21 protein-coding genes and 1 tRNA gene are annotated in these 20,764 nt (G+C 73.7%); 15 read left to right on the top strand and 7 right to left on the bottom strand.

Features of this window, described 5'->3' with window-relative positions; translation table 11 throughout:
* Window positions 1–264: 264 nt before the first annotated feature.
* Complete coding sequence (locus WA762_RS09015) at window positions 265–1,620, bottom strand: sensor histidine kinase (protein WP_335934597.1); 1,356 nt, start codon at window positions 1,618–1,620, stop codon at window positions 265–267.
* A 339-nt stretch (window positions 1,621–1,959) separates the two neighbouring features.
* Window positions 1,960–3,183, bottom strand: a complete 1,224-nt coding sequence (locus tag WA762_RS09010; protein ID WP_335934595.1) for a sensor histidine kinase — start codon at window positions 3,181–3,183, stop codon at window positions 1,960–1,962.
* Between the two features lie 202 nt (window positions 3,184–3,385).
* Between WA762_RS09010 and WA762_RS09005 the strand changes: the two genes are divergently transcribed.
* The 12 genes from WA762_RS09005 (at window position 3,386) to htpX (ending at window position 15,794) form a co-directional block, all read left to right on the top strand.
* Window positions 3,386–3,787, top strand: a complete 402-nt coding sequence (locus WA762_RS09005; protein ID WP_335934593.1) for an NADH-quinone oxidoreductase subunit A — start codon at window positions 3,386–3,388, stop codon at window positions 3,785–3,787.
* Entirely contained in the window at window positions 3,778–4,479 is a 702-nt protein-coding gene (locus tag WA762_RS09000) for an NADH-quinone oxidoreductase subunit B (protein WP_335934591.1), read from the top strand. The genes WA762_RS09005 and WA762_RS09000 overlap by 10 nt, the downstream gene beginning before the upstream one ends.
* Window positions 4,480–4,589: 110 nt before the next feature.
* Window positions 4,590–6,044 (top strand): NADH-quinone oxidoreductase subunit C, encoded by a 1,455-nt coding sequence (locus tag WA762_RS08995; RefSeq protein ID WP_335934652.1) that lies wholly within the window; start codon window positions 4,590–4,592, stop codon window positions 6,042–6,044.
* Entirely contained in the window at window positions 6,041–7,009 is a 969-nt protein-coding gene (locus tag WA762_RS08990; RefSeq protein ID WP_335934589.1) for a complex I subunit 1/NuoH family protein, read from the top strand. Before WA762_RS08995 ends, WA762_RS08990 begins: the two co-directional genes overlap by 4 nt.
* Window positions 7,009–7,710 carry a NuoI/complex I 23 kDa subunit family protein gene (locus WA762_RS08985; RefSeq protein ID WP_335934588.1) on the top strand — a complete coding sequence of 234 codons (702 nt, stop codon included), beginning with the start codon at window positions 7,009–7,011 and terminating at the stop codon, window positions 7,708–7,710. Before WA762_RS08990 ends, WA762_RS08985 begins: the two co-directional genes overlap by 1 nt.
* Window positions 7,707–8,339, top strand: a complete 633-nt coding sequence (locus tag WA762_RS08980) for an NADH-quinone oxidoreductase subunit J family protein (protein ID WP_443080547.1) — start codon at window positions 7,707–7,709, stop codon at window positions 8,337–8,339. Before WA762_RS08985 ends, WA762_RS08980 begins: the two co-directional genes overlap by 4 nt.
* Window positions 8,339–8,755, top strand: coding sequence for an NADH-quinone oxidoreductase subunit NuoK (gene nuoK, locus WA762_RS08975; protein WP_335934586.1), 417 nt, complete (start codon window positions 8,339–8,341; stop codon window positions 8,753–8,755). Before WA762_RS08980 ends, nuoK begins: the two co-directional genes overlap by 1 nt.
* Complete coding sequence (locus tag WA762_RS08970) at window positions 8,752–10,752, top strand: NADH-quinone oxidoreductase subunit 5 family protein (RefSeq protein WP_335934584.1); 2,001 nt, start codon at window positions 8,752–8,754, stop codon at window positions 10,750–10,752. Before nuoK ends, WA762_RS08970 begins: the two co-directional genes overlap by 4 nt.
* Window positions 10,753–10,779: 27 nt before the next feature.
* On the top strand, window positions 10,780–12,330 hold the full coding sequence (locus WA762_RS08965) for a complex I subunit 4 family protein (RefSeq protein WP_335934582.1): 1,551 nt from the start codon (window positions 10,780–10,782) through the stop codon (window positions 12,328–12,330).
* A gap of 119 nt (window positions 12,331–12,449) precedes the next feature.
* On the top strand, window positions 12,450–13,985 hold the full coding sequence (locus tag WA762_RS08960; protein WP_335934649.1) for an NADH-quinone oxidoreductase subunit N: 1,536 nt from the start codon (window positions 12,450–12,452) through the stop codon (window positions 13,983–13,985).
* A 118-nt stretch (window positions 13,986–14,103) separates the two neighbouring features.
* Entirely contained in the window at window positions 14,104–14,562 is a 459-nt protein-coding gene (locus tag WA762_RS08955; protein WP_335934580.1) for an MscL family protein, read from the top strand.
* A gap of 368 nt (window positions 14,563–14,930) precedes the next feature.
* Entirely contained in the window at window positions 14,931–15,794 is an 864-nt protein-coding gene (gene htpX / locus WA762_RS08950; RefSeq protein WP_335934578.1) for a zinc metalloprotease HtpX, read from the top strand.
* 109 nt (window positions 15,795–15,903) lie between these two features.
* On the opposite strand, the gene WA762_RS08945 is transcribed toward htpX, so the two are convergent.
* The gene (locus WA762_RS08945) at window positions 15,904–16,305 is read right to left on the bottom strand and encodes a YccF domain-containing protein (RefSeq protein ID WP_335934576.1); all 402 of its coding nucleotides are present in this window, start codon (window positions 16,303–16,305) and stop codon (window positions 15,904–15,906) included.
* Between the two features lie 227 nt (window positions 16,306–16,532).
* Between WA762_RS08945 and WA762_RS08940 the strand changes: the two genes are divergently transcribed.
* Window positions 16,533–16,886: a hypothetical protein gene (locus tag WA762_RS08940; RefSeq protein WP_335934574.1), complete on the top strand. Its 354-nt coding sequence runs from the start codon at window positions 16,533–16,535 to the stop codon at window positions 16,884–16,886.
* A 312-nt stretch (window positions 16,887–17,198) separates the two neighbouring features.
* Here WA762_RS08940 and WA762_RS08935 read toward each other — a convergent pair whose 3' ends face one another.
* From WA762_RS08935 to WA762_RS08920, 4 genes are all read right to left on the bottom strand, one after another.
* Entirely contained in the window at window positions 17,199–17,927 is a 729-nt protein-coding gene (locus WA762_RS08935; protein WP_335934572.1) for an alpha-ketoglutarate-dependent dioxygenase AlkB family protein, read from the bottom strand.
* Window position 17,928: 1 nt separating this feature from the next.
* Window positions 17,929–18,447, bottom strand: coding sequence for a methylated-DNA--[protein]-cysteine S-methyltransferase (locus WA762_RS08930; RefSeq protein ID WP_335934570.1), 519 nt, complete (start codon window positions 18,445–18,447; stop codon window positions 17,929–17,931).
* Between the two features lie 148 nt (window positions 18,448–18,595).
* The gene (locus tag WA762_RS08925; protein ID WP_335934568.1) at window positions 18,596–19,222 is read right to left on the bottom strand and encodes a hypothetical protein; all 627 of its coding nucleotides are present in this window, start codon (window positions 19,220–19,222) and stop codon (window positions 18,596–18,598) included.
* A 151-nt stretch (window positions 19,223–19,373) separates the two neighbouring features.
* Window positions 19,374–19,862, bottom strand: coding sequence for a YajQ family cyclic di-GMP-binding protein (locus WA762_RS08920; protein WP_335934567.1), 489 nt, complete (start codon window positions 19,860–19,862; stop codon window positions 19,374–19,376).
* A gap of 212 nt (window positions 19,863–20,074) precedes the next feature.
* On the opposite strand from WA762_RS08920, the gene WA762_RS08915 reads away from it, so the two are divergent.
* Window positions 20,075–20,156 (top strand) — tRNA-Tyr (locus WA762_RS08915).
* A 158-nt stretch (window positions 20,157–20,314) separates the two neighbouring features.
* On the top strand, window positions 20,315–20,764 hold the full coding sequence (locus WA762_RS08910) for a 2-thiouracil desulfurase family protein (protein WP_335934566.1): 450 nt from the start codon (window positions 20,315–20,317) through the stop codon (window positions 20,762–20,764).

Below are 20,764 nucleotides of genomic sequence, written 5' to 3'. Positions count from 1 at the left end.
TTTCGTGCTCCCACCCGCCCCGCAGGCTCGGAAACGAAGCCCGGGAGGCGGCCGGGAGCACCGGATGCGAAGGGACGCCGAGGAAGCGGGGGAAGGGAGAAGGGGCTGGGGAGCGCGGGGACGGACGGAAGGAAGGAGCCGGGGCGCGGAGGGCGGCGAAGGGGCGTGCACCGGGGCGCGGGAAAGAAAAGGGCATGGGAAAGGGGCGCGGGAAAGGGGCACGGCGCGGGGGAGGTGCGCCGTGCCCCTTCGCCCGGGGCGGGGTCAGCCGCGCCAGGGCAGCTCGGCGGTGACCCGCGTCGGGCCGCCCGGCGGGGAGTCCACGACGAGCACGCCGTCCACCGCGCCCAGCCGCTCGGCCAGCCCGGCGAGTCCGCTGCCCGCGGAGAGGTCGGCGCCGCCGCGGCCGTCGTCGGTGACCTGGAGCATGAGCCGGTCGCCGGCCCGCCACACGTCGACGGAGGCGGAGCGGGCCCCGCTGTGCTTGCTGACGTTCTGGAGCAGCTCCGACACCGTGAAGTAGGCGATGCCCTCGATGGCCTGGGCGGGCCGGGACGTCAGGTCGACCTCGACGGCGACGGGGACGGTGCAGCGGGAGGCGATGGAGGAGAGTGCGGCGTCGAGTCCTCGGTCGGTGAGGACGGCGGGGTGGATGCCCCGGGCGAGGTCGCGGAGTTCCTGGAGGGCGGTCTTCACCTCGCCGTGGGCCTCGTCGACCATGCGGGCGGCGGCCCCGGGGTCGTCGGTGAGCTTCTCCTTGGCGAGGCCGAGGTCCATGGCGAGGGCGACGAGGCGGGCCTGTGCGCCGTCGTGGAGGTCGCGTTCGATGCGGCGCAGGTCGGCGGCGGCGGTGTCCACGACCACCCCCCGGTCCGACTCCAGCTCGCTGACGCGGGTGGCCAGCCGGGACGGGCCGAGCAGCCCCGCCACCAGCAGCCGGTCCACGTTCGCCAGCCCGCGGATCAGCCACGGCGTGAACAGCACCAGCGCCAGGCCGCACACGCTGGTCGCGGCGATCTCCAGCGGCGAGTCCAGGTAGATCTGGTGGTGGTCGTCGCCGTACAGCTGGATGCCGCCGGTCCCCACGTACGTCGGGAACACCCACCGCCACAGCGGATAGGTGAAGACGGCCCACCCGGTCGTCCAGAACGTCAGCGAGACGATGCCGGCGAACAGCGCCCACGGGAAGTGCAGCAGCATGTAGAGAAGGTGCCGCCAGGACGCCCCGTTCTTGAGCATCGCGCCCATCCAGGACATCAGGCCGTCGGTCCGGCCGCGCACCGGCTCCGGGGCCGCGACGTCCAGGTGCAGCAGCCCGCGCGCGCGGGCCCGCTCGAACGCGCCGAAGCCGCGGCACATGCCCAGCGCGGCGGCCAGGATCGGCACCCCGAGGAAGGTGATCAGCGTGCTGACGCCCGCGGTCGTCAGGCCCAGCGACAGGGCGAACAGGACCGGGGAGACCACCAGGCTCAGCGTGAGGTGACCGAGTTCGCGCAAGGTCCTGGCCTCGAAGGGCGCGCGCAGCGCGGCGGGGAGCACGTGCTTCACCGGGGGGTGGTCCTCAAGACCGGCTCCGGACCGCTGGTGGTCCCGGGTGCCAGGTCCGTATGCCGTGACCATGGATGGAGTCCGTTTCTTCTCGGCGGTCCGCTGGGGCTTCCGTCTCGGGCTGGGGAGAGCCGGTAGCACGAGGGCTTCCGGCCATGACCCAAGGGTGCTGGACCCCGGGCATCGCCCGCCATGAGGGCGGTATCCGTCTTCGGCCGGGGGTTTTCCCCACCTCGGGAGGGCGGTGGGGCGGGCGTCCCGGAGCGGACGGGCGCGCGACGCGGCCCGCCGCGCGGCCCACCGGGGGCGGGGCGCGCGGCGGGCCGGGTGCGTGCGGCGGCAGAGGGCGGTGGCAGAGGGCGGTGGCAGAGGGCGGCAGAGGGCAGTGGCAGAGGGCGGCGGCGCGTTCCGCTACGCGGTCCCCTTCCGGTCCCACTGCCGGCCCCGGTCCCGGCCGCCCCGCTCCTGCTCCCGGTCCCGCCAGGGCAGCTCCGCGGTGATCGTCGTGGGGCCGCCCACCGGCGAGTCCAGGACGAACAGCCCGTCGACGGCGCCCAGCCGCTCGGCCAGGCCCGCCATGCCCGTACCGCCGTCCAGCCGCGCGCCGCCGCGGCCGTCGTCGGTGACCTGGAGCATGAGCCGGTCGCCGGCCCGCCACACCTCGACGGACGCTGAGCGCGCCCCGCTGTGCTTGCTGACGTTCTGCAGCAGCTCCGACACCGTGAAGTACGCGATGCCCTCGATCGCCGCCGCCGGGCGCGCCGGCAGATCCGCCGTCACCGTCACGGGGACGGTGCAGCGGGAGGCGATGGAGGAGAGTGCGGCGTCGAGTCCTCGGTCGGTGAGGACGGCGGGGTGGATGCCCCGGGCGAGGTCGCGGAGTTCCTGGAGGGCGGTCTTCACCTCGCCGTGGGCCTCGTCGACCATGCGGGCGGCGGCCCCGGGGTCGTCGGTGAGCTTCTCCTTGGCGAGGCCGAGGTCCATGGCGAGGGCGACGAGGCGGGCCTGTGCGCCGTCGTGGAGGTCGCGTTCGATGCGGCGCAGGTCGGCGGCGGCGGTGTCCACGACCACCCCCCGGTCCGACTCCAGCTCCGCGATCCGGCGCTCCAGCTCGTCCGAGGGCGACAGCAGCCCGCGCACCATCGCCCGGTCGGCGTTGGCGAGGAACCGCGTGATGAACGGGAGCACCGGCCACAGCAGGAAGAAGCTCACGCACACCACACCGAAGGTCAGGACCCCCCACGGCAGCCGGATGAAGGAGTACAGCGCCGCCCGCCAGCCCACCGGGTCCTTGAGGCTGGACCACAGCCACGGGAAGAACCCCTGCTCCGACCGGGACAGCACCATCGGGCTGGGCTCGTCGATCCGCACCCCGAGCATCGCCCGCGCCCGGCCCCGCTCGGCCCTGCCGACCAGCCGCGCCCCGTGCAGACCGACGGCGAGCAGCGGCAGCCCGATCACCGAGACCGACAGCCCCACGCCCACGGCGATCATGAACACCGTGTAAACGAAACCGGCCACGGCCATGGGAAGGTTCGCCAGGAGATGGGCCAACTCCTTCCACGCCCACCGGTCGAGGGCCAGGCGGGCGGGCGGCGGTGCGTCGTCGGCGGGCACGAGGGGGCTCATGGTCATGCGCCCAGCCTGCCGGGCGGGGACCGCGCATGCCATGGGGTCCGTGGGTGGCGTGGAGTGGGGATAACCCCACCCGTTGTCCGACGGGGCCGCTTACCCTCCCTTTAACAGGGCCTAGACTCCCGTGCGTACGACGTCGTCGAAATCGGCGTCGTCGGAATCGTCGAAAACGTCGAACGGGATTCAGGGAGCGAGGGGCGGAGTGGCGGACCTGCCGGAATCGACCGTTCTCGCGTCGGACTACTTCCACGGCTACGCGGTGGTCGGACTGCTCGCCGTGATCGGCGTGCTGTTCGTCGCCGTCGCCTTCGGCGCCGGGCGGCTGCTGCGCCCCGTGGTCCCCACCCCGGAAAAGCTCCTGACGTACGAATGCGGCGTGGACCCGGTGGGTGAAGGATGGGCTCATACCCAGGTCCGTTATTACGTCTACGCGTTCCTGTACGTGATCTTCGCCGTCGACTCGATCTTCCTGTTCCCGTGGGCGACCGTGTTCGCCGCACCCGGATACGGGGCGACGACCCTGGTGGAGATGTTCGTCTTCCTCGGCTTCCTGGCCGTAGGACTGCTCTACGCATGGAAGAAGGGCGTCCTCGAATGGACGTGACCAGCCCGACGCCCCCCGAGCACCGGCCCGAGGCGGCCGCCCGGACGGCTTCCGGGGCGGGCTCCGCCCCGTCGGCTCCCGAAGCGGGCGGCGAACCGCGGCACGCTCCGACGTTCCTGCCGGAGCCCAAGCGGCTCGGCGTCCTGTCGCGCCTGGCCCCGGAGCCGATGAAGGTGGTCCTGAACTGGGGCCGCCGCTACAGCCTCTGGGTCTTCAACTTCGGGCTCGCCTGCTGCGCCATCGAGTTCATCGCCGCCTCCATGGCCCGGCACGACTTCATCCGGCTCGGCGTGATCCCGTTCGCGCCCGGACCCCGCCAGGCCGACCTCATGATCGTCTCCGGCACGGTGACGGACAAGATGGCCCCGGCCGTGAAGCGGCTCTACGAGCAGATGCCCGAGCCCAAGTACGTCATCTCCTTCGGCGCCTGTTCCAACTGCGGCGGCCCGTACTGGGACTCGTACTCCGTGACGAAGGGGGTCGACCAGATCATCCCGGTCGACGTCTACGTACCCGGCTGCCCGCCCCGGCCCGAGGCGCTGCTCCAGGGCATCCTCAAGCTCCAGGAGAAGATCGCCCGCGAGTCGCTGGGCGCGCGCTACGGGGTGGGCGGCGGCAGCCGGCCCAGCACCGCCGCGCTGCGCAGCGGCCTGGTCGCCGCCCCGCCGGCCCCCGGGGAGGAGCCGAAGTGACCGGGACGGAACACCCCGGAACGGACCGCCCCGGCACCGGTGACCCGGCCCGGGACGACCGGGAGAAGACCGCCCGGGACGCGGCCGGGCAGGGCTCCGACGCCCGGGACGTGTACGACGAGGGCGCCTACGACCGGCTGCCGGACGCCGCCGCCGACCTCTTCGGCGAGGGCGCGACGGCCGAGTACGCGTACGACCTGCTGACCGTCGACGTGCCCGCGGAGTCCTGGATCGCCGCCCTCGAAACGGCCCGCGACCGGCTGGGCTGCACCTTCTTCGACTGGCTGAGCGCGGTCGACGAGCCGGGCGCCGGCTTCCGGGTCTGCGCCCATGTCGTGGCCCCGTCCAGGGGCCGGGTCCGGCGGCTCCTCGTCCGTACGACCGTGCCGCACGACGCCGCCACGCTCCCCACGGCCGTCCACGTCTACGCGGGCGCCTCCTGGCACGAGCGCGAGACGCACGAGATGTTCGGCATCGGCTTCGAGGGCCACCCCCATCTGGTGCCGCTGCTGCTGCCCGAGGGGTTCGAGGGCCACCCGCTGCGCAAGGACTTCGTGCTGGCGGCTCGCGTCGCCAAGGCGTGGCCGGGCGCGAAGGAGCCGGGCGAGTCGGAGCACGGCGGCCCGAAGCGGCGCACCATGCTGCCGCCCGGCGTCCCCGACCCGAACGAGTGGGGGCCCCTGAAGGGGCAGCTCCCGCCCGCCCCTTCGCGCCCCGCCCGCACCCCGCGTGCGGCGGGCGACCGCCCGGCACGGCGGACCCGCAGCGCGAGCGAGGGCTCGGCCGGCCAGCGGCCGGCCCCGGCCGCCGCCGCGCCGGACGCCGCCCCCGCGCCGCCCCCGCGCCGCGCCCGCAGCGCCTCCCAGGGCTCCGCGAGCCAGCGCCGCGATGTTGCTGAGCCAGGCCCGACCGAGCCGGGCACGCCCGGAACGGGCGCGGCGGCCCCGTCGGGTGGGACGGCGGCCCCGGCTGGCCCGCGCCGCACGCGCTCCGCTTCCCAGGGCTCCGCGAGCCAGCGCCGCGACGCCGCCGCCCCGGGCCGGACCGAGCCGGGCACGCCCGGCGCGGACGCGACCGACGCGGGTACGAGCGGCGCGGGCACGCCCGGCACGGGCACGGCGGGATCCGGCGCGTCCGCGACGCCTTCGGCGGAGGCGGGGACACCCTCGGCGGAGGCGGCACAGCAGCCGCCGTCGACCGGCCCGGCCCCGTCACCGTCCGGCCGGAGGCCGAGGACCGGGAGCGGCGACGCCCCCTGGCACCACGCCCGCCCGGCCTTCGACCCGACCCCCGGCGCCCCCGCCGGGCCCGCACCCGGGCCGGACACGGCGTCCGGACCCGATACGCGTTCCGAGCCGGACACACGCTCGGAACCGGGAACGGCGCCCGCATCCGACACCACGCCTGAATCCGAAGCCCCCGGCGAGCCCGGCGCCCCCGGCGCTCCCCGGCCGGACGACTCCCGGCCGGTCCCGGACGAGCCGCCGGCCCCGAACGACTCCCGGCCGGACGTATCCACCCCGCCCGATGCTCCCGAGCGCCCCGACGGAGGCGATACCGCGTGAACGACGTACTCGACGTCGCCCTCCGGCTCGTCATCGTCTTCGTGGCGTTCATGGTCCTGCCGCTCGTCGTGGGCCAGACCGAGCACAAGGTGATGGCCCATATGCAGGGCCGCCTCGGACCCATGTACGCGGGCGGCTTCCACGGCTGGGCGCAGCTTGTCGCGGACGGCGTGAAGTTCGCGCAGAAGGAGGACGTCGTACCGGCCGAGGCCGACCGGCGGGTCTTCCAGCTCGCGCCGGCCGTCGCGCTCCTCCCGTATCTGCTCGTGCTCCTCGTCATCCCGATCGGTCCGGGCGAGGGCGCGGTCGGCCAGGTGGTCGACGCGGGCGTCTTCTTCGTGCTCGCCGTGATGGGCGTCGGCGTGCTCGGCTCGCTGATGGCGGGCTGGGCGTCCGCCAACAAGTTCTCCCTGCTCGGCGGGTTGCGCACGGCCGCCCAGCTGCTCGCGTACGAACTGCCGATGCTGCTCGCCGCCGCCTCCGTCGCGATGGCGGCCGGCACCGTCTCGCTCCCGGGCATCCTCGACGCCTTCGAGTGGTGGTGGCTGCCCTGGCAGATCACCGGCGCGCTGGTCTTCTTCGTCGCCGGACTCGCCGAGCTCCAGCGCCCGCCGTTCGACATGCCGGTCGCGGACTCGGAGATCATCTTCGGCGCGTACACCGAGTACACCGGGTTGCGCTTCGCGCTGTTCCTGCTCGCCGAGTACGCGGGCATCGTCGTGCTGTGCGGACTGACCACCGTGCTCTTCCTCGGCGGCTGGCACGGCCCGTTCGGCGCCGACGGTCTTGGCTGGGTCTGGACGCTCCTGAAGACCGCGGTCCTCGCCTTCGTCGTCATCTGGCTGCGGGTGAGCTACCCGCGGCTCCGCGAGGACCAGCTCCAGAAGCTCGCCTGGACCACGCTCATCCCGCTCGCTCTCGCGCAGATCGCGCTCACCGGCATCGTGAAGGTGGCGATCAACTGATGGCCGCGCCCCTCCCGCCCTCCCCGGGCGGCACACCCGCGCCCTCCCGGTCCGGGTTCCCCGGCTCAGGCCTGGCCAAGGGCCTGGCCGTCACCCTGCGGACGATGACGCGGAAGAACGTCACCGCGCAGTACCCGGACGTCCAGCCCGAACTCCCGCCCCGGTCCCGCGGCGTGATCGCGCTGTTCGAGGAGAACTGCACGGTCTGCATGCTCTGCGCCCGCGAGTGCCCCGACTGGTGCATCTACATCGACTCCCACAAGGAGACGGTGCCGGCCGCGGCCCCCGGCGGACGCGAACGCAGCCGCAACGTCCTCGACCGCTTCGCGATCGATTTCTCGCTCTGCATGTACTGCGGCATCTGCATCGAGGTGTGCCCCTTCGACGCCCTGTTCTGGTCGCCGGAGTTCGAGTACGCCGAGACGGACATCCTCGAACTCACCCATGAGCGCGACAAGCTGCGCGAGTGGATGTGGACCGTACCGGAACCGCCCGCGCTCGACCCGGGCGCCGAGGAGCCGAAGGAGATCGCCGCCGCCCGCAAGACGGCGGAGAAGCTCGCGGCCCAGCGCGCCAAGGAGGCCGAACAGGCCGAACAGGCCCGGCAGGCCCGTGACGAACAGGGCGAACAGCACGAACAGGGCTCACCTGGTGAACAGGGTGAACAGGACGAACGGGAAGAACAGGAGGGCAAGGAGTGAGCCTCGCAGCCGCCGCGGCCCGGTCCGTCGCCGCCGCGGCCCGGACCGCCGCCGACGCCGCCCAGTCCCTCCCCTCCGTCCCCTCCGCGCCCTCCGGATTCCTGTCCCCGACGGGCGTCGAGATCGTCTTCGTGCTCGTCGGCGTCGCCACCCTCGGCGCCGCGCTCGCCACCGTCACCACCCGGCAACTGGTGCACGCCGCGCTCTGGCTGGTCGTGGCGCTCGGCGGTCTCGCCGTCGAGTACCTCCTGCTCACCGCCGAGTTCATCGCCTGGGTGCAGGTGCTGATCTACGTCGGTTCCGTGGTCGTCCTCCTCCTCTTCGGGCTGATGCTCACCAAGGCCCCCATCGGCCGCTCCCCGGACGCCGACTCCGGCAACCGCTGGGCGGCGCTCGCCGTCGCGGCCGCCGCCGCGGGCACGCTCGTCTGGGTCGTCGTCGACGCCTTCCGCACCACCTGGATCGACCTCGGCGGACCGGCCGGCGGCTCCACCGAGGTGACCGGCGTCTTCCTCTTCCGGCACTGGGTGCTGCCGTTCGAGGCGCTCTCCGTCCTGCTGCTCGCCGCCCTCGTCGGCGCGGTCGTCCTGTCCCGCAAACGCGCCGACCGCGGCAAGGAGCAGAGCTGATGCATCTCGCCTACCCCGCCGTGCTCGCCGTCCTCCTCTTCTGCACCGGCCTGTACGGGGTGCTCGCCCGCCGCAACGCGATCCTGGTCCTGATGTCCGTCGAGCTGATGCTCAACGCCGTCAACCTCAACCTGGTGGCCTTCGACGTCTGGCTCCGCGACACCCTGCACGCCGGCCAGGCCCTCACCCTCTTCACCATCGCCGTCGCGGCGGCGGAGATCGGCATCGGGCTCGCCGTCGTCCTCGCCGTGTACCGCAACCGCGGCACCTCGGACATCGACCGCCTCCGGGACACCGCCGAGACCGACGCCGCCGAGACGCTCCCCGACGACGCGGCACACCCCGGCGACCCCGACACCGAAGACCGGACCACTGCTGCGGCAGGGAAGGCAAAGAAGGCTGAGGCCACCGCGTGAACACCACGACCCTCGCCGTCCTCGTCCCCCTCCTCCCGTTCCTCGGCGCCGCTGCCGGACTGCTCGTCGGACGCACCGCCCCCGGCTTCGTACGCCCCCTCGCCGTACTGCCCACCCTCGCCTCCTTCGTGCTCGCCGCCGTCGTCGCCCGGCGGCAGGGCGGCGGACCGGCCGTCGACGCGGCGACCCCGCTCACCCCCACCGGGTCGGTGCCGATCGACCTCGCCCTGCACCTCGACGGCTTCGCCGTCCTCGTCGCCGTCCTGGTCGGGCTCGTCGCCACCTGCGTGCAGATCTACTCGACCGCCTATCTGCGCGACGACCCCCGCTACCCCTCCTACGCCGCGCTCGTCTCCCTCTTCACCTCCGCGATGCTGCTCGTCGTCTACTCCGGCGACCTGATGGTGCTCCTGGTCGGCTGGGAGGTCATGGGCATCTGCTCGTACTTCCTCGTCGGCCACTACTGGGAGACGCCCGAGGCCCGCGCCGCCTCCCTGAAGGCTTTCCTGGTCACCAAGCTCGGCGACGTGCCGTTCCTGATCGGCCTGTTCGCCCTCGCCGCCGACACCGGCTCGTTCCGCATCACCCGCGTCCTGGGCGCCGTCGCGGGCGGCGGCCTCGACCACCCCACGCTCATCGCCCTGCTGCTGCTCGCGGGCGTGGCCGGCAAGTCCGCGCAGTTCCCCCTGCACACCTGGCTGCCCGACGCCATGGCCGGTCCCACCCCCGTCTCCGCGCTGATCCACGCCGCGACGATGGTCGCCGCCGGCATCTACTTCGTGGCCCGGCTCCTCCCCGTCTTCGCCCAGTCCGGCGCGGCCCTCGTCGTCCTCGCCGTGATGGCGGCGGTCACGATGACCGGCTCCGGGCTCGCCGCCCTCGCCCAGGACGACATCAAGCGCGTCCTCGCCTACTCGACGATCGGACAGCTCGGCTACATGGCCGGGGCCCTGGCCGTCGGCGACCGCGGCGCCGCCGTCTTCCACCTCCTCTCACACGGCGCGTTCAAGGCCGTCCTCTTCCTCGCGGCCGGCGTCGTCATCCACGCCGCCGGAACCAACTCACTGGCCGCCATGTCCCGCATGGGCGGCCTGGCGAAGCGCATCCCGGACGCCTGCTGGACGATGACCGTCGCCCTGCTCGCGCTCGCCGCCATCCCGCCGTTCGCCGGCTTCTTCTCCAAGGAAGCCGTCCTCGTCGCCGCCGAGCACACCGCGCTCGGGGAGCGGCACGTCGCCCCGGCCGCCGCCGGCTGGACCGTCCTGGTCGCCGGGCTGATCGCCGCCGCCCTCACCGCCGCGTACGCCACCCGCCTCTGGCTCCTCGCCTTCCGGGGCCGCGGCGCCGAGGTCCCGGACCACGGCCGCCAGCCCGTCGCCATGACCGCCGTCCTGTGGGTCCTCGCCGTCCCCACCATCGCCTTCGGCCTGACCGTCGGCGCGATCGGGGACTGGTTCGACGGCCACGGCCTCACCCCGTCCCTCACCACCGCCGTCCTCTCCACCGGCGTCGGACTCATCGGCGGCCTCATCACCTACGGCGCCTGGCGCCACACCTCGGCGCTCGCCGCCCGGACCGCCGTCGGCACCCTCGCCCCCCACCCCGACGCCGAGCCCGCCCTCGTCGAGGCCGAGGCGCTGACCGCGCACACCGCCGCCTACGGCCCCGCCGGCGACGCCCCCGACCCGGCCGACCCGGGCCGCCTCCTGCTCGGCCCGCTCCACCGCCACGCCGCCACCGGCTTCCACCTCGACGCCCTGTACACGGCGCTGTTCGTCCGCCCCGTGCGGGCCGCCGCGCGCCTGGTCCGCTTCCTGGACCGCGAGGTCGTCGACACCTACGTACGCGGCTCCGGCGCCGGAACGCGCCTGCTCGGCGCCGCCGTCCGCCGCGCCCAGACCGGCAACGTGCAGACCTATCTCAGCGCGCTGCTCGCCGGCTCCCTGGTCCTGGCGATCGCCGCCGTCGTCTTCGCCAACGTCAACGCCGGGTCGTGAGCCGTGATCGATATCAGTGAATCCGTGATGCAGTTCCTTCTCGCGTTCGCCGTCGCCGCCCCGCTCCTCGGCGCCGTCGCCGCCCTGCTGCCCGCCCCGCCCGGTCTCAAGGGCACCGGCCCCGACCAGGCCGTGCTCCGCCACGGCGTGACCGTCACCGGGGCGGTCCTCGCCGCCACGCTCCTCCTCGCCGCGGGCTTCGACCACGCCCACCCGTCGAAGATGCAGGCCACCACCGACATCAGCTGGATCCCGGCGCTCCACGTCCGCATCCACCTCGGCATCGACGGCATCTCGCTCCCCCTCCTCGTGCTGACCGCGTTGCTGACCTTCCTCTGCGCCCTCCACAGCTACTTCAAGCCGCCCGCCGGGCCCTCGCCGAAGGCGTTCGTCGCCCTCGTCCTCGTCCTGGAGGCCGGCACCCTCGCGACCTTCGCCGTTCTCGACCTGGTGCTGTTCTTCCTGGCGTTCGAGACGGTGCTCATCCCGATGTACTTCCTGATCGCCCGCTGGGGCGGCGCCGGGAGGCGGGCCGCCGCCTGGAAGTTCATCCTCTACACCCTCCTCGGCTCGGTGGTCATGCTGCTGGGCCTGCTCCTCATCGGGCTGAAGAGCGGCACCTTCGACATGGTGGCGCTCGCCACTGACAACGGCCGCGGGCTCACCACGTCCGTGCAGGTCATCGCCGTTCTGGCGATCGGGATCGGGCTCGCCGTGAAGACCCCGATGTGGCCCCTGCACAGCTGGCTCCCCGACGCCCACACCGCCGCCCCCACCGTCGGCTCGGTGCTGCTCGCGGGCGTCCTGCTGAAGATGGGCACCTACGGATTCGTCCGCATCCTGCTCCCCGTCGCCCCCGACGGCATGCACACCTTCGCGCCCTACCTCGCCGCCTTCGCGGCCGTCGGCGTCGTCTACGGATCGCTCGCCTGCCTGGCGCTGGCGCGCCCCGGCTCCAAGGGCGACCTCAAGCGCCTCATCGCGTACTCCTCCGTCGGGCACATGGGCTTCGTGCTCCTCGGCATCGCGAGCATGACCCCCACCGGCGTCAACGGCGCGCTCTTCGCCAACATCGCCCACGGCCTCATCACCGGGCTGCTGTTCTTCCTGGTCGGAGCCGTCAAGGACCGGTACGGCACCGCCGACCTCGACACCCTCGCCGGCGCCACCGGGGCCGCGCTCTACGGCCGGGCGCCCCGCCTCGGCGCCCTCCTCGCCTTCGCCGCGGTCGCCTCCCTCGGCCTGCCCGGACTCGCCGGATTCTGGGGCGAGATGCTCGCCCTGTTCGGCTCCTTCGCCCCCGCCGACGGACTCAGCCGGCCCGCCTTCCTCACCTTCATGGCGATCGCCGCGTTCGGCACCCTGCTCACCGCCGCGTACATGCTCATCGTGGTGCGCCGCGTCTGCATGGGCGAGAAGCGGGAGGAGCGGCAACGGCTCGCCGACGTCCAGGCGTACGAGTTCGCCACCTGGACCCCGCTCGTCGCCCTCACCGTCCTGGCCGGCCTGTGGCCCGCCGCCCTCCTCGGCCTCACCGACCCGGCCGTGCAGAAGCTCCTCGCAGGAGGCAAGTCGTGACCGCAGCCGCCGCCACCCCGGGCCTCCTCCCGCCGGACGCCGTCACGACCGCCGCCGGTCTCGCCGCCACCGCCGCCGACGGCGTCACCGGGCTCGTCCAGTCCGTCGACTGGCTCGCCATCGCGCCCCCCGTCGTCGTCGCGGCCACCGCCCTGATCGTCCTGGTCACCGACCTCTTCCTGCCCGAGGCGCGCAAGCCGGCCCTCGGCGGGATCACCCTCGCCGGGCTCGTCGCCGCGCTCGCCCTCCTCGTACCGCTGCGCGCCGGCGACCGCTCCACCTTCTGCCTCACCCCGGCCGCCACCGGCACCGGGACCGCCGGGGCCTGCAGCTACACCGCCGACCACTTCGCCCTCGTCATCCAGGCCCTCGTCCTCGTCGGCGCCCTGCTCACCGCCCTGCTCTCGCTCGGCGGCACCCGCAGGCTCCCGGCCGGCGAGTTCTGGTTCCTGCTGCTGGCCTCCGCGTCCGGCGCCGTGCTGCTGCCCGCCGCCCGCGACCTCGCCACCCTCGTCGTCGCCCTCGAAGTCGCCTCGCTGCCCGCCTTCGCCCTCGTCGGCATCAAGCGCGGCGACCGCCGCTCCTCGGAGGCCGCGCTCAAGTTCTTCCTCTCCTCCGTCGTCGCGACCACGGTCACGCTGCTCGGCGTCAGCTTCGTGTACGCCGCCGCCGGAACCCTCCACCTCACGGAGCTCGCCACCCGGCTCGACGACGTGCCGGGGCAGCTCGGCACCCTCGCCGAGACCGGCGTCGTCCTCACCCTCGTCGGCTTCGCCTTCAAGACGGCCGCCGCGCCCTTCCACTTCTGGGTCCCCGACACCTACATCGGCGCCCCGCTGCCGGTCGCCGCCTACCTCTCCGTGGTCGGCAAGGCCGCCGGCTTCTCCGGGCTCATCCTCGTCGCCGTGATCGGCTTCCCGGCCTACGCCGACGTCTGGGGCCCGGCCCTCGCCGTCCTCGCCGCGCTCACCATGACCGTCGGCAACGTCGCCGCCCTGCGCCAGAACGCCGACCGGGCGCGCAGCGCCGTACGCCTGCTCGCCTGGTCGTCCGTCGGCCAGGCCGGCTACCTGCTGGTGCCGATCGCCGCCGCCGCGTACGCCAGCGACCGGCACATCGGCTCCACCGTCGCGTACGCCCTGATGTACGCCGTGGTGAACCTCGGCGCGTTCGCGGTCGCCGCGCTCGTCGCCCGCACCCACCCCGGCAACCGGCTCTCCGACTACCGGGGCCTGTACGCGACCCGTCCGCTCGCCGCCCTCGCGCTGGCCTTCTTCCTGCTCTGCCTGGCCGGCCTGCCGCCCGGCGTCATCGGCCTCTTCGCCAAGGTCACGGTCTTCTCCGCCGCCGTCGACGCCGGACTCGGCTGGCTCGCCGTCGTCATGGCCGTCAACGTGGTGATCGCGTTGTACTACTACCTGCGGTGGACCGCGGCCCTCTTCCGCGCCCCGGAGCCGGCGCCCGGCGAGACCGCGGACGAAAGCGCGGAACGGCCCGCGGGGGAGGGCACCGCGGCCCCGGCCGCACTCGCCCCGACCAGGCATCCGGCCCCGGTCCCGGTCGCCGTCGCGATCGGGCTCACGGCCGTCGCGGGCGTCGTGCTGTCCGGCGCGCCGCAGACCATCCTCGAATTCGCCGCCGTGAGTCTCTTCTGACCGGCGCGAGGCCGGTTCCGGCCGGCACAAGATCGGTTTGCCCGGGACGGCCCGCACAGGGCAAGGTCTATGGCCGCACATCGCGACACCCACCCATGTCCCAGAGGGAGCAAGAGCAGTGCTGAACGGGTTCAAGGACTTCATCCTGCGCGGAAACATCATTTCCATGGCCATCGGTCTGGCCGTCGGATCCGCGTTCACCGCCGTCGTCACCGGCTTCAGCACCGCGTTCATCACCCCGCTGATCGGTCTCGCCACCGGGTCGGTCGGCGACTTCAGTTCCGCGGAGTTCGCGATCGAGGGCACGGTCTTCCCGTACGGGAAGTTCCTGGCCGCCGCCATCGCCTTCCTGATCACCGCGACGGTCCTGTACTTCGCCGTCGTCGTCCCCATGACGAAGGTCCAGGACCGGTTCGCCAAGCACGACGACGCCGTCGACATCAAGGCCGCCGTCCGCGACTGCCCCCGCTGCTACACCGAGATCCCGGCCATCGCCTCCCGCTGCGCCCACTGCACCAGCGAGATCGAGCCGGACCCCAAGGCCCTCGCGTTCGCCGGCCTCCCCGCCCAGCGCTGACCCGCCGAGGGCCCCTCTCCCGGCCCTCTCGCCCCAGCCCTCTCCCCGGCCCCGTCAGCCCCTCTTCCCCGGCCCCGCCCCGTGCGGCGCGGCCGGTCCGGAGCGTGGGACGGGGCCGTCCGCCGGGGCGCGCGGCCCCGCCCACCCCTACGGCCCAGCGCCCATGCGGCCCGTGCGCGCCGTGCCCGCCCGGGCCGTTCGCGCCGTGCCCGCCCGGGACGTGTCCGCCGTCCCCGGCCGCCCCGTGACGCGGTGCACAAGGGAACTAGCTCAACCCGCCTGGCGTTGACCCGTACGAGAGGCTCCACTGGGGGAGTGGAGACCACCGAGCAAAGGGTTCCCCTGCCGCACCACTTGGAGGGCGTACCGTGCACCGCCGGCACAACGGGCTGAAGACCGTCGTACTTCTCGGAGGGCTGTCCGCCCTCATCATCGTCATCGGAAGCTTCTTCGGACGTACGGGCCTGGTCGTCGCGCTTGTCGTGGCCGTCGGCACCAACGCCTACGCGTACTGGAACAGCGACAAGCTGGCGCTGAAGGCCATGCGCGCCCGCCCCGTCAGCGAGTTCGAGGCGCCGGCGCTCTACCGCATGGTCCGCGAGCTCTCGACGGCCGCCCGGCAGCCCATGCCCCGGCTCTACATCTCCCCGACCCAGGCCCCCAACGCCTTCGCCACCGGCCGAAACCCGCGCAACGCGGCGGTCTGCTGCACCGACGGAATCCTGCAGATCCTCGACGAGAGAGAGCTGCGCGGCGTCCTCGGACACGAGCTCAGCCATGTCTACAACCGCGACATCCTGATCTCGTCCGTCGCCGGGGCGCTCGCCTCCGTCGTCATGTTCCTGGTCAACTTCGCCTGGCTGATCCCGGTCGGCCGGTCCGACGACGACGAGGGCCCGGGCCTCCTCGGCATGCTGCTGATCATGATCCTGGGCCCGCTCGCCGCCTCCGTCATCCAGCTGGCCGTGAGCCGGTCCCGGGAGTACGAGGCGGACGCCTCGGGCGCCCAGCTCACCGGCGACCCGCTGGCCCTCGCCGGGGCCCTGCGGAAGCTGGACGCGGGCACGAAGCAGCTGCCGCTGCCCCCCGAGCCCAGAATCGAGACCGCGAGCCACATGATGATCGCGAACCCGTTCCGCCCCGGCCAGGGTCTGTCCAAGCTGTTCTCGACGCACCCGCCGATGGCGGAGCGCATCGCCCGCCTGGAGCGGATGGCGGGCCGCCGCCCCTGAGCCCGGCCGGCGACCACCGGGAAGCGGCGCGCCCCGCGCGGCGACCCGGCGTTCCCCCGGGGCCTCAGCGGCGCGCCCCGCGCGGCGGCGACCCGGCGTTCCCCCGGCCTCAGCGCGCTCCGAACGCCTCGTCGGTCGTGACCACCTCACGCCCCAGCGGCATGAGGGAGATCGGGATCAGCTTCAGGTTCGCCCAGCCGAACGGGATGCCGATGATCGACACGAACAGCGGGATGCTGGTGAGCAGGTGCCCCAGCGCCAGCCACCATCCGGCGAAGACCAGCCAGATCACATTGCCCACGCACGAGGGCGCCCCCGCGCCGGGCCGCTCCACGGTGGTCCGGCCGAACGGCCACAGGACGAAGCCCGCGATCCGCAGCGAGGCGATGCCGAAGGGGATGGTCACGATGAAGATGAAGCAGATGAGTGCCGCGACCGCGTAGCCGAGGGCCATCCAGAAGCCGCAGAACACCACCCACAGGATGTTGAGGATCAGCTGAAGAGGCTTCATGCCCGCCACACTCCGTCTCGCTCGTCCGTCGGCCCGCCCGGCGCCGGTGGGCCGACCCAGTGTCAGTATCGGTCCCCGCCCGTAGGGAGCCGTCATCGCCGGGGCGGCGGAGCAGGACGGGCCGCCCGGGGCCCCCGTCCCGGCCCCGCCCGCCGGACCCCCCCGCGCCGTCCGGCCCGGCGGCCGCGCCGCCGGGGATTGTCAGTGCCGTCGTCCACCATGAACGCATGAACGACACCGAACGGTTGCCTGCCGCCGCGGAGAAGACCGCGCGCACCGCGCCGCGACGGGCGGCGTACCCCCTCCCCGCGCCGCTGCCCGTCGAAGACGTACGACGCGCGGAAGCCGCCCTCGGGTTCCCCGTCCCGCCGCTGCTCACCGCGCTCCGCACCGGGATGGCCGACGGCGGCCGCGGACCGGCGTACGGTCCGATGCCGCTGACCGGCGACCGGACGCCGGACGGCGCCGCCTGGTACGGCGACGACTCCGAGGATTCCGACGACGACGAGGCGGCCGAGCCGGCGCCCTGGCCGGACTACGCCGCCCGCGTCGGCCCGCGCCTCGGAGCGAACGCGGGCTGACGCCCGGGCGCACCGGCATCCCCGGCGCCCGGACGCGCCCGTCAGCAGCCCGCCCGCCCCGGCGGTCCTGCCCGTCCGGCCGGTCCCGCCCGTCCCGCCCGTCCCGCCCGTCCTGCTGGTCCTGCTGGTCCCGCTGGTCCCGCCGGTCCCGCAGGTCTCGCCCGTCCCGTTCCGCGGCTCCGTCCGGCGGCGTCCCGGGTCACCGGCCCGCCCGTCCCGGCGGCCCTGCCCGTCCGGCCGGTCCCGCTGGTCCCGCAGGTCCCGCTGGTCCCGCCGGTCCCGTTCCGCGGCTCCGTCCGGCGGCGCCCCGGGTCACCGGTCGCCGCCCGGCCCGCGCGCACCCCGTCGGCGCGCGTCCGCGCCGCGGGCGTCCGAGTCCCCCGAGGACCCCAGCCCCGTCTCGCGCAGGGTCAGGTTGAGCCGGCCATGGCTCAGCCCCGAGGCCGGATCGGCCGTCCCGGGAAGGACCTTCGGCACGCCGTGGAAGGCGAGGCGCGACGGCCCGCCGAAGACGAACAGATCGCCGGAGGCCAACTCCACGTCCGTGTAGGGCCGTCCCCGGTTCTCCGTGTTCCCGAACCGGAAGACGCAGGTGTCGCCGATGCTGAGCGACACCACCGGCGCGCCGGACCGCTCCTCCCGGTCCTGGTGCATGCCCATCCGCGCCGCGCCCTCGTAGAAGTTCACGAGCGCCGCGTCCGGCGCGTACGTCCGGACCGGGGCCTCCTCCCCGTACGCGGCGACCAGCGCCTCCCGGCCCAACTCCGCCAGCCAGTCGGGGAATCCGGCGACCCGCGCCCCGTTCACGTCGTCGGCGGTCCGGGAGTACCGGTACGGCTGCCAGTGCCACCCCACACAGACCGTCCGCACCGACATCACACCCCCGCCGGGCAGCACCGTCCGCCGCATCGGCACCGGCCCCCGCGCCCACTCCCGGCAGGCCGCCACGAGCTCCCGCCGCCGCTCCGGCGAGAGCCACTCGGGCACGTGCACCGCCCCCGGCGCGACGACGGTGCGCGGCCTCGGAAAGAGCCCGGACATGTCAGCGCACCGCCGGGGCGCCCTCCAGCTCCAGCAGCCGTCGCTTGCGCTCCGGCCCGGCCGCGTAGCCGCGCAGGGACCCGTCCGCGCCGATCACCCGGTGGCACGGCCGGACGACCAGCAGCGGATTGCGCCCGATCGCCGTCCCCACGGCCCGCACCCCCGCCCCCGACACCCCGACCCGCTCGGCGACCTGCCCGTACGACACGGTCTCCCCGTACGGAACGGCGTCCAGCGCGGCCCACACCCGGCGCTGGAAGTCCGTGCCCACGCCGTCGGCGCGGGCGATGTCGAAACGGGTCAGCCGCCCCGCGAAGTACTCCCGCAACTGTGCGGCGATCCCCGCGAAGGCGTCCGGCGCGTGGCCCCAGCCCTCCCGGACCACCGCCGCGCCCTTCTGACCGGGCAGGGAGCACGACACGAGCGCCACCCCTCCGGCCGTCTCCGCGGCGTCCCCCGCCTCTTCGCCGACCAGCAACAACTCGCCCAGTGGGCTGTCGACCGTCGCGTACATGGTCATGGCTCGTCCTCTCCGCACCCGTCGTGCCGGAAGGCGACAGGTTCATCGCCCGGCACCCACCAGTCTGCGTCCCGGCCTCCGCCACGACCGGCGGTATTCGGACATCGGCCCCCGGGCCCGCCGCCCGCGCGGTGCCCCGGGGCGCGGGTCAGCGCGCCCGCTCGGCGTCTGGACGCCGAACCGCACGGCCGCAGGCAGCGATCCGGTCCGCGAGCGCCGCGTAGGCGACGGGCTCGCCGCAGATCCTCCGCACGGCGGCCAGCCCCAGGCCGGCCCGCCCGGTCGCCTCGACGAGCGCCCGGGGAGCGACATGAAAGCGCCACTGCCCGATGTCGAGCGGGTCGTACTCGGCGTGGGTGCGCGCGGTGTGCAGCGCGAAGACGTAGACGTCGGCGTTGTAGGTCTGCTCCGGCGCGCTGCCGTCCTCGGGCGACCAGACCCGCCCGCGCAGCCGCGAGAAGCGGATCTCCGACAACCGGCGCTGCCCCCACGCCTGGAGGTACGCGCTGGTCTTGACCTCGATCCTGAGCCCGCTCGGCGCCAGGACGTCGAAGCTCTCCCACTCCGTGTTGCGTTCCTCGGCGCCGACCGCCCGATGGACCAGGAACTCCGCGAGCAGACCCCGGGTCGTGTTGGTCCGGAGGTCGGGCACCGCGTAGCGCCAGAAGTCCAGCACCGTCCCGGCATCCGCTCCTCGGAAGGCCTCGCCGCCCTCGAAGGGCGTCGGCTCGGCCGGGACGTGCCGGTCGCCGGGAACGGCGGATTCGGAGAGCATCCCCTCACCCTGCCACCCGACCGGCCCGCCAGGGGGCCGAACGGGGAGGAAGCACACCGGGGGCGGCGGGCGGAACAATCCCGCGCCGCGCCCCCGACGTGCTCTCTCCGGCCGAAGAACCGGCGCCTGCGCCGGCCGGGCCCGCCTCCTGCTAGCGGTAGTTCACGAACTGGATCGCGAAGTCCAGGTCCTTGCCCTTCAGCAGCGCCTGCACGGCCTGGAGGTCGTCGCGGCTCTTCGAGCTGACCCGCAGCTCGTCGCCCTGGACCTGGGCCTTCACACCCTTCGGGCCCTCGTCGCGAATGATCTTCGCCACCTTCTTGGCGTTCTCCTGGGAGATGCCCTCCTGGATGGAGGAGAAGAGCTTGTACTCCTTGCCGGACAGCTGCGGCTCGCCCGTGTCCAGGGCCTTCAGCGAGATGCCCCGCTTGATCAGCTTGGACTGGAAGATGTCGAGGATCGCCTTGACGCGCTCCTCGCCGTTCGCCGACATCAGGATCTTCTCGCCGGACCAGGAGATCGAGGCGTCGGTGCCCTTGAAGTCGTAACGCTGCGAGATTTCCTTGGCGGCCTGGTTGAGGGCGTTGTCGACCTCCTGCCGCTCGACCTTCGAGACGATGTCGAAACTGGAGTCGGCCATGACGTGTGGCTCCTTGTATCGGGATGCTGGGAAACGGCGTACGCACGGGCGGTCGCCGGTCTCCCGGCCCCGCCCCGCCGTCAAAGCCTAGCCATCCGCACCCGATCGAGCCGCTGATCAATCCGGTGGCGGAGCACCCCCGGGCATCGGGTATCGTTTACGTCGTTGCCAGGGAGCACCGCCGAAAAGCGGTTCTCAGGGCAGCGATCCCAGGCGGTGTGCCCGAGCGGCCAAAGGGAGCAGACTGTAAATCTGCCGGCTCAGCCTTCCCAGGTTCGAATCCTGGCGCCGCCACAGGACGGGAAACCCCGTCCGACCTGCTTCACGCAGGTCGGACGGGGTTTCTTCGTGTGTACGAGAGCGACGGGGCGCGCGTGGAGGAACGGGGAGCACGGCCGGCGTACGACCTGGCCCGGGTGTCCTCTGACGCGGCCTCATGCGAGGGTCGGAGCATGGAACCTGTACTGGTCAGCGCCTGTCTGCGCGGGGTGCCCTGCCGTTTCGACGGCCGGGGCAAGGCCTCCGGCGCGGTGGCCGAGGCGATCGGGGACCGCCGTCCCGTCTCCTTCTGCCCAGAGGTGGCCGCCGGACTGCCCACCCCGCGCCGCCCCGCGGAGATCGTCGGGGGCGACGGTCACGACGTGCTGGACGGCCGCGCGCGCGTCGTCGACGACACCGGGCGCGATGTGACGCGGGAGTTCGTTGACGGGGCGGAGCGCGCGCTGGCGGCGGCGCGCGCCGGCGGGTGCACGGAGGCGCTGCTGATGGCCCGCAGCCCCTCCTGCGGGCGCGGCACGGTCTACGACGGCACGTTCACGGGCGTGCTCCGTGAGGGCGACGGCGTGACCTCGGCCCTGCTGGAGCGCCACGGCATCACGGTCCGCCCGGCCCCGCCCGACTGA

Origin of the sequence: Streptomyces tyrfis (assembly GCF_037034285.1) — a bacterium.
GTDB lineage: Bacteria > Actinomycetota > Actinomycetes > Streptomycetales > Streptomycetaceae > Streptomyces.
Note: the sequence above shows the minus strand (reverse complement) of the source record. Positions and strands in the feature narration are given on the sequence as shown.

Bases quoted from the DNA above. Each gene is read 5' to 3' on its own strand.
- WA762_RS08925 (WP_335934568.1), bottom strand. From the start codon at position 19,222: ATGCTCTCCGAATCCGCCGTTCCCGGCGACCGGCACGTCCCGGCCGAG.
- WA762_RS09010 (WP_335934595.1), bottom strand. From the start codon at position 3,183: ATGACCATGAGCCCCCTCGTGCCCGCCGACGACGCACCGCCGCCCGCC.
- WA762_RS08930 (WP_335934570.1), bottom strand. From the start codon at position 18,447: ATGACCATGTACGCGACGGTCGACAGCCCACTGGGCGAGTTGTTGCTG.
- WA762_RS08935 (WP_335934572.1), bottom strand. From the start codon at position 17,927: ATGTCCGGGCTCTTTCCGAGGCCGCGCACCGTCGTCGCGCCGGGGGCG.
- WA762_RS08910 (WP_335934566.1), top strand. From the start codon at position 20,315: ATGGAACCTGTACTGGTCAGCGCCTGTCTGCGCGGGGTGCCCTGCCGT.
- WA762_RS08985 (WP_335934588.1), top strand. From the start codon at position 7,009: ATGGCCGCGCCCCTCCCGCCCTCCCCGGGCGGCACACCCGCGCCCTCC.
- WA762_RS08940 (WP_335934574.1), top strand. From the start codon at position 16,533: ATGAACGACACCGAACGGTTGCCTGCCGCCGCGGAGAAGACCGCGCGC.
- WA762_RS08965 (WP_335934582.1), top strand. From the start codon at position 10,780: ATGCAGTTCCTTCTCGCGTTCGCCGTCGCCGCCCCGCTCCTCGGCGCC.
- WA762_RS09000 (WP_335934591.1), top strand. From the start codon at position 3,778: ATGGACGTGACCAGCCCGACGCCCCCCGAGCACCGGCCCGAGGCGGCC.
- WA762_RS09015 (WP_335934597.1), bottom strand. From the start codon at position 1,620: ATGGTCACGGCATACGGACCTGGCACCCGGGACCACCAGCGGTCCGGA.
- WA762_RS08920 (WP_335934567.1), bottom strand. From the start codon at position 19,862: ATGGCCGACTCCAGTTTCGACATCGTCTCGAAGGTCGAGCGGCAGGAG.
- WA762_RS08945 (WP_335934576.1), bottom strand. From the start codon at position 16,305: ATGAAGCCTCTTCAGCTGATCCTCAACATCCTGTGGGTGGTGTTCTGC.
- nuoK (WP_335934586.1), top strand. From the start codon at position 8,339: ATGCATCTCGCCTACCCCGCCGTGCTCGCCGTCCTCCTCTTCTGCACC.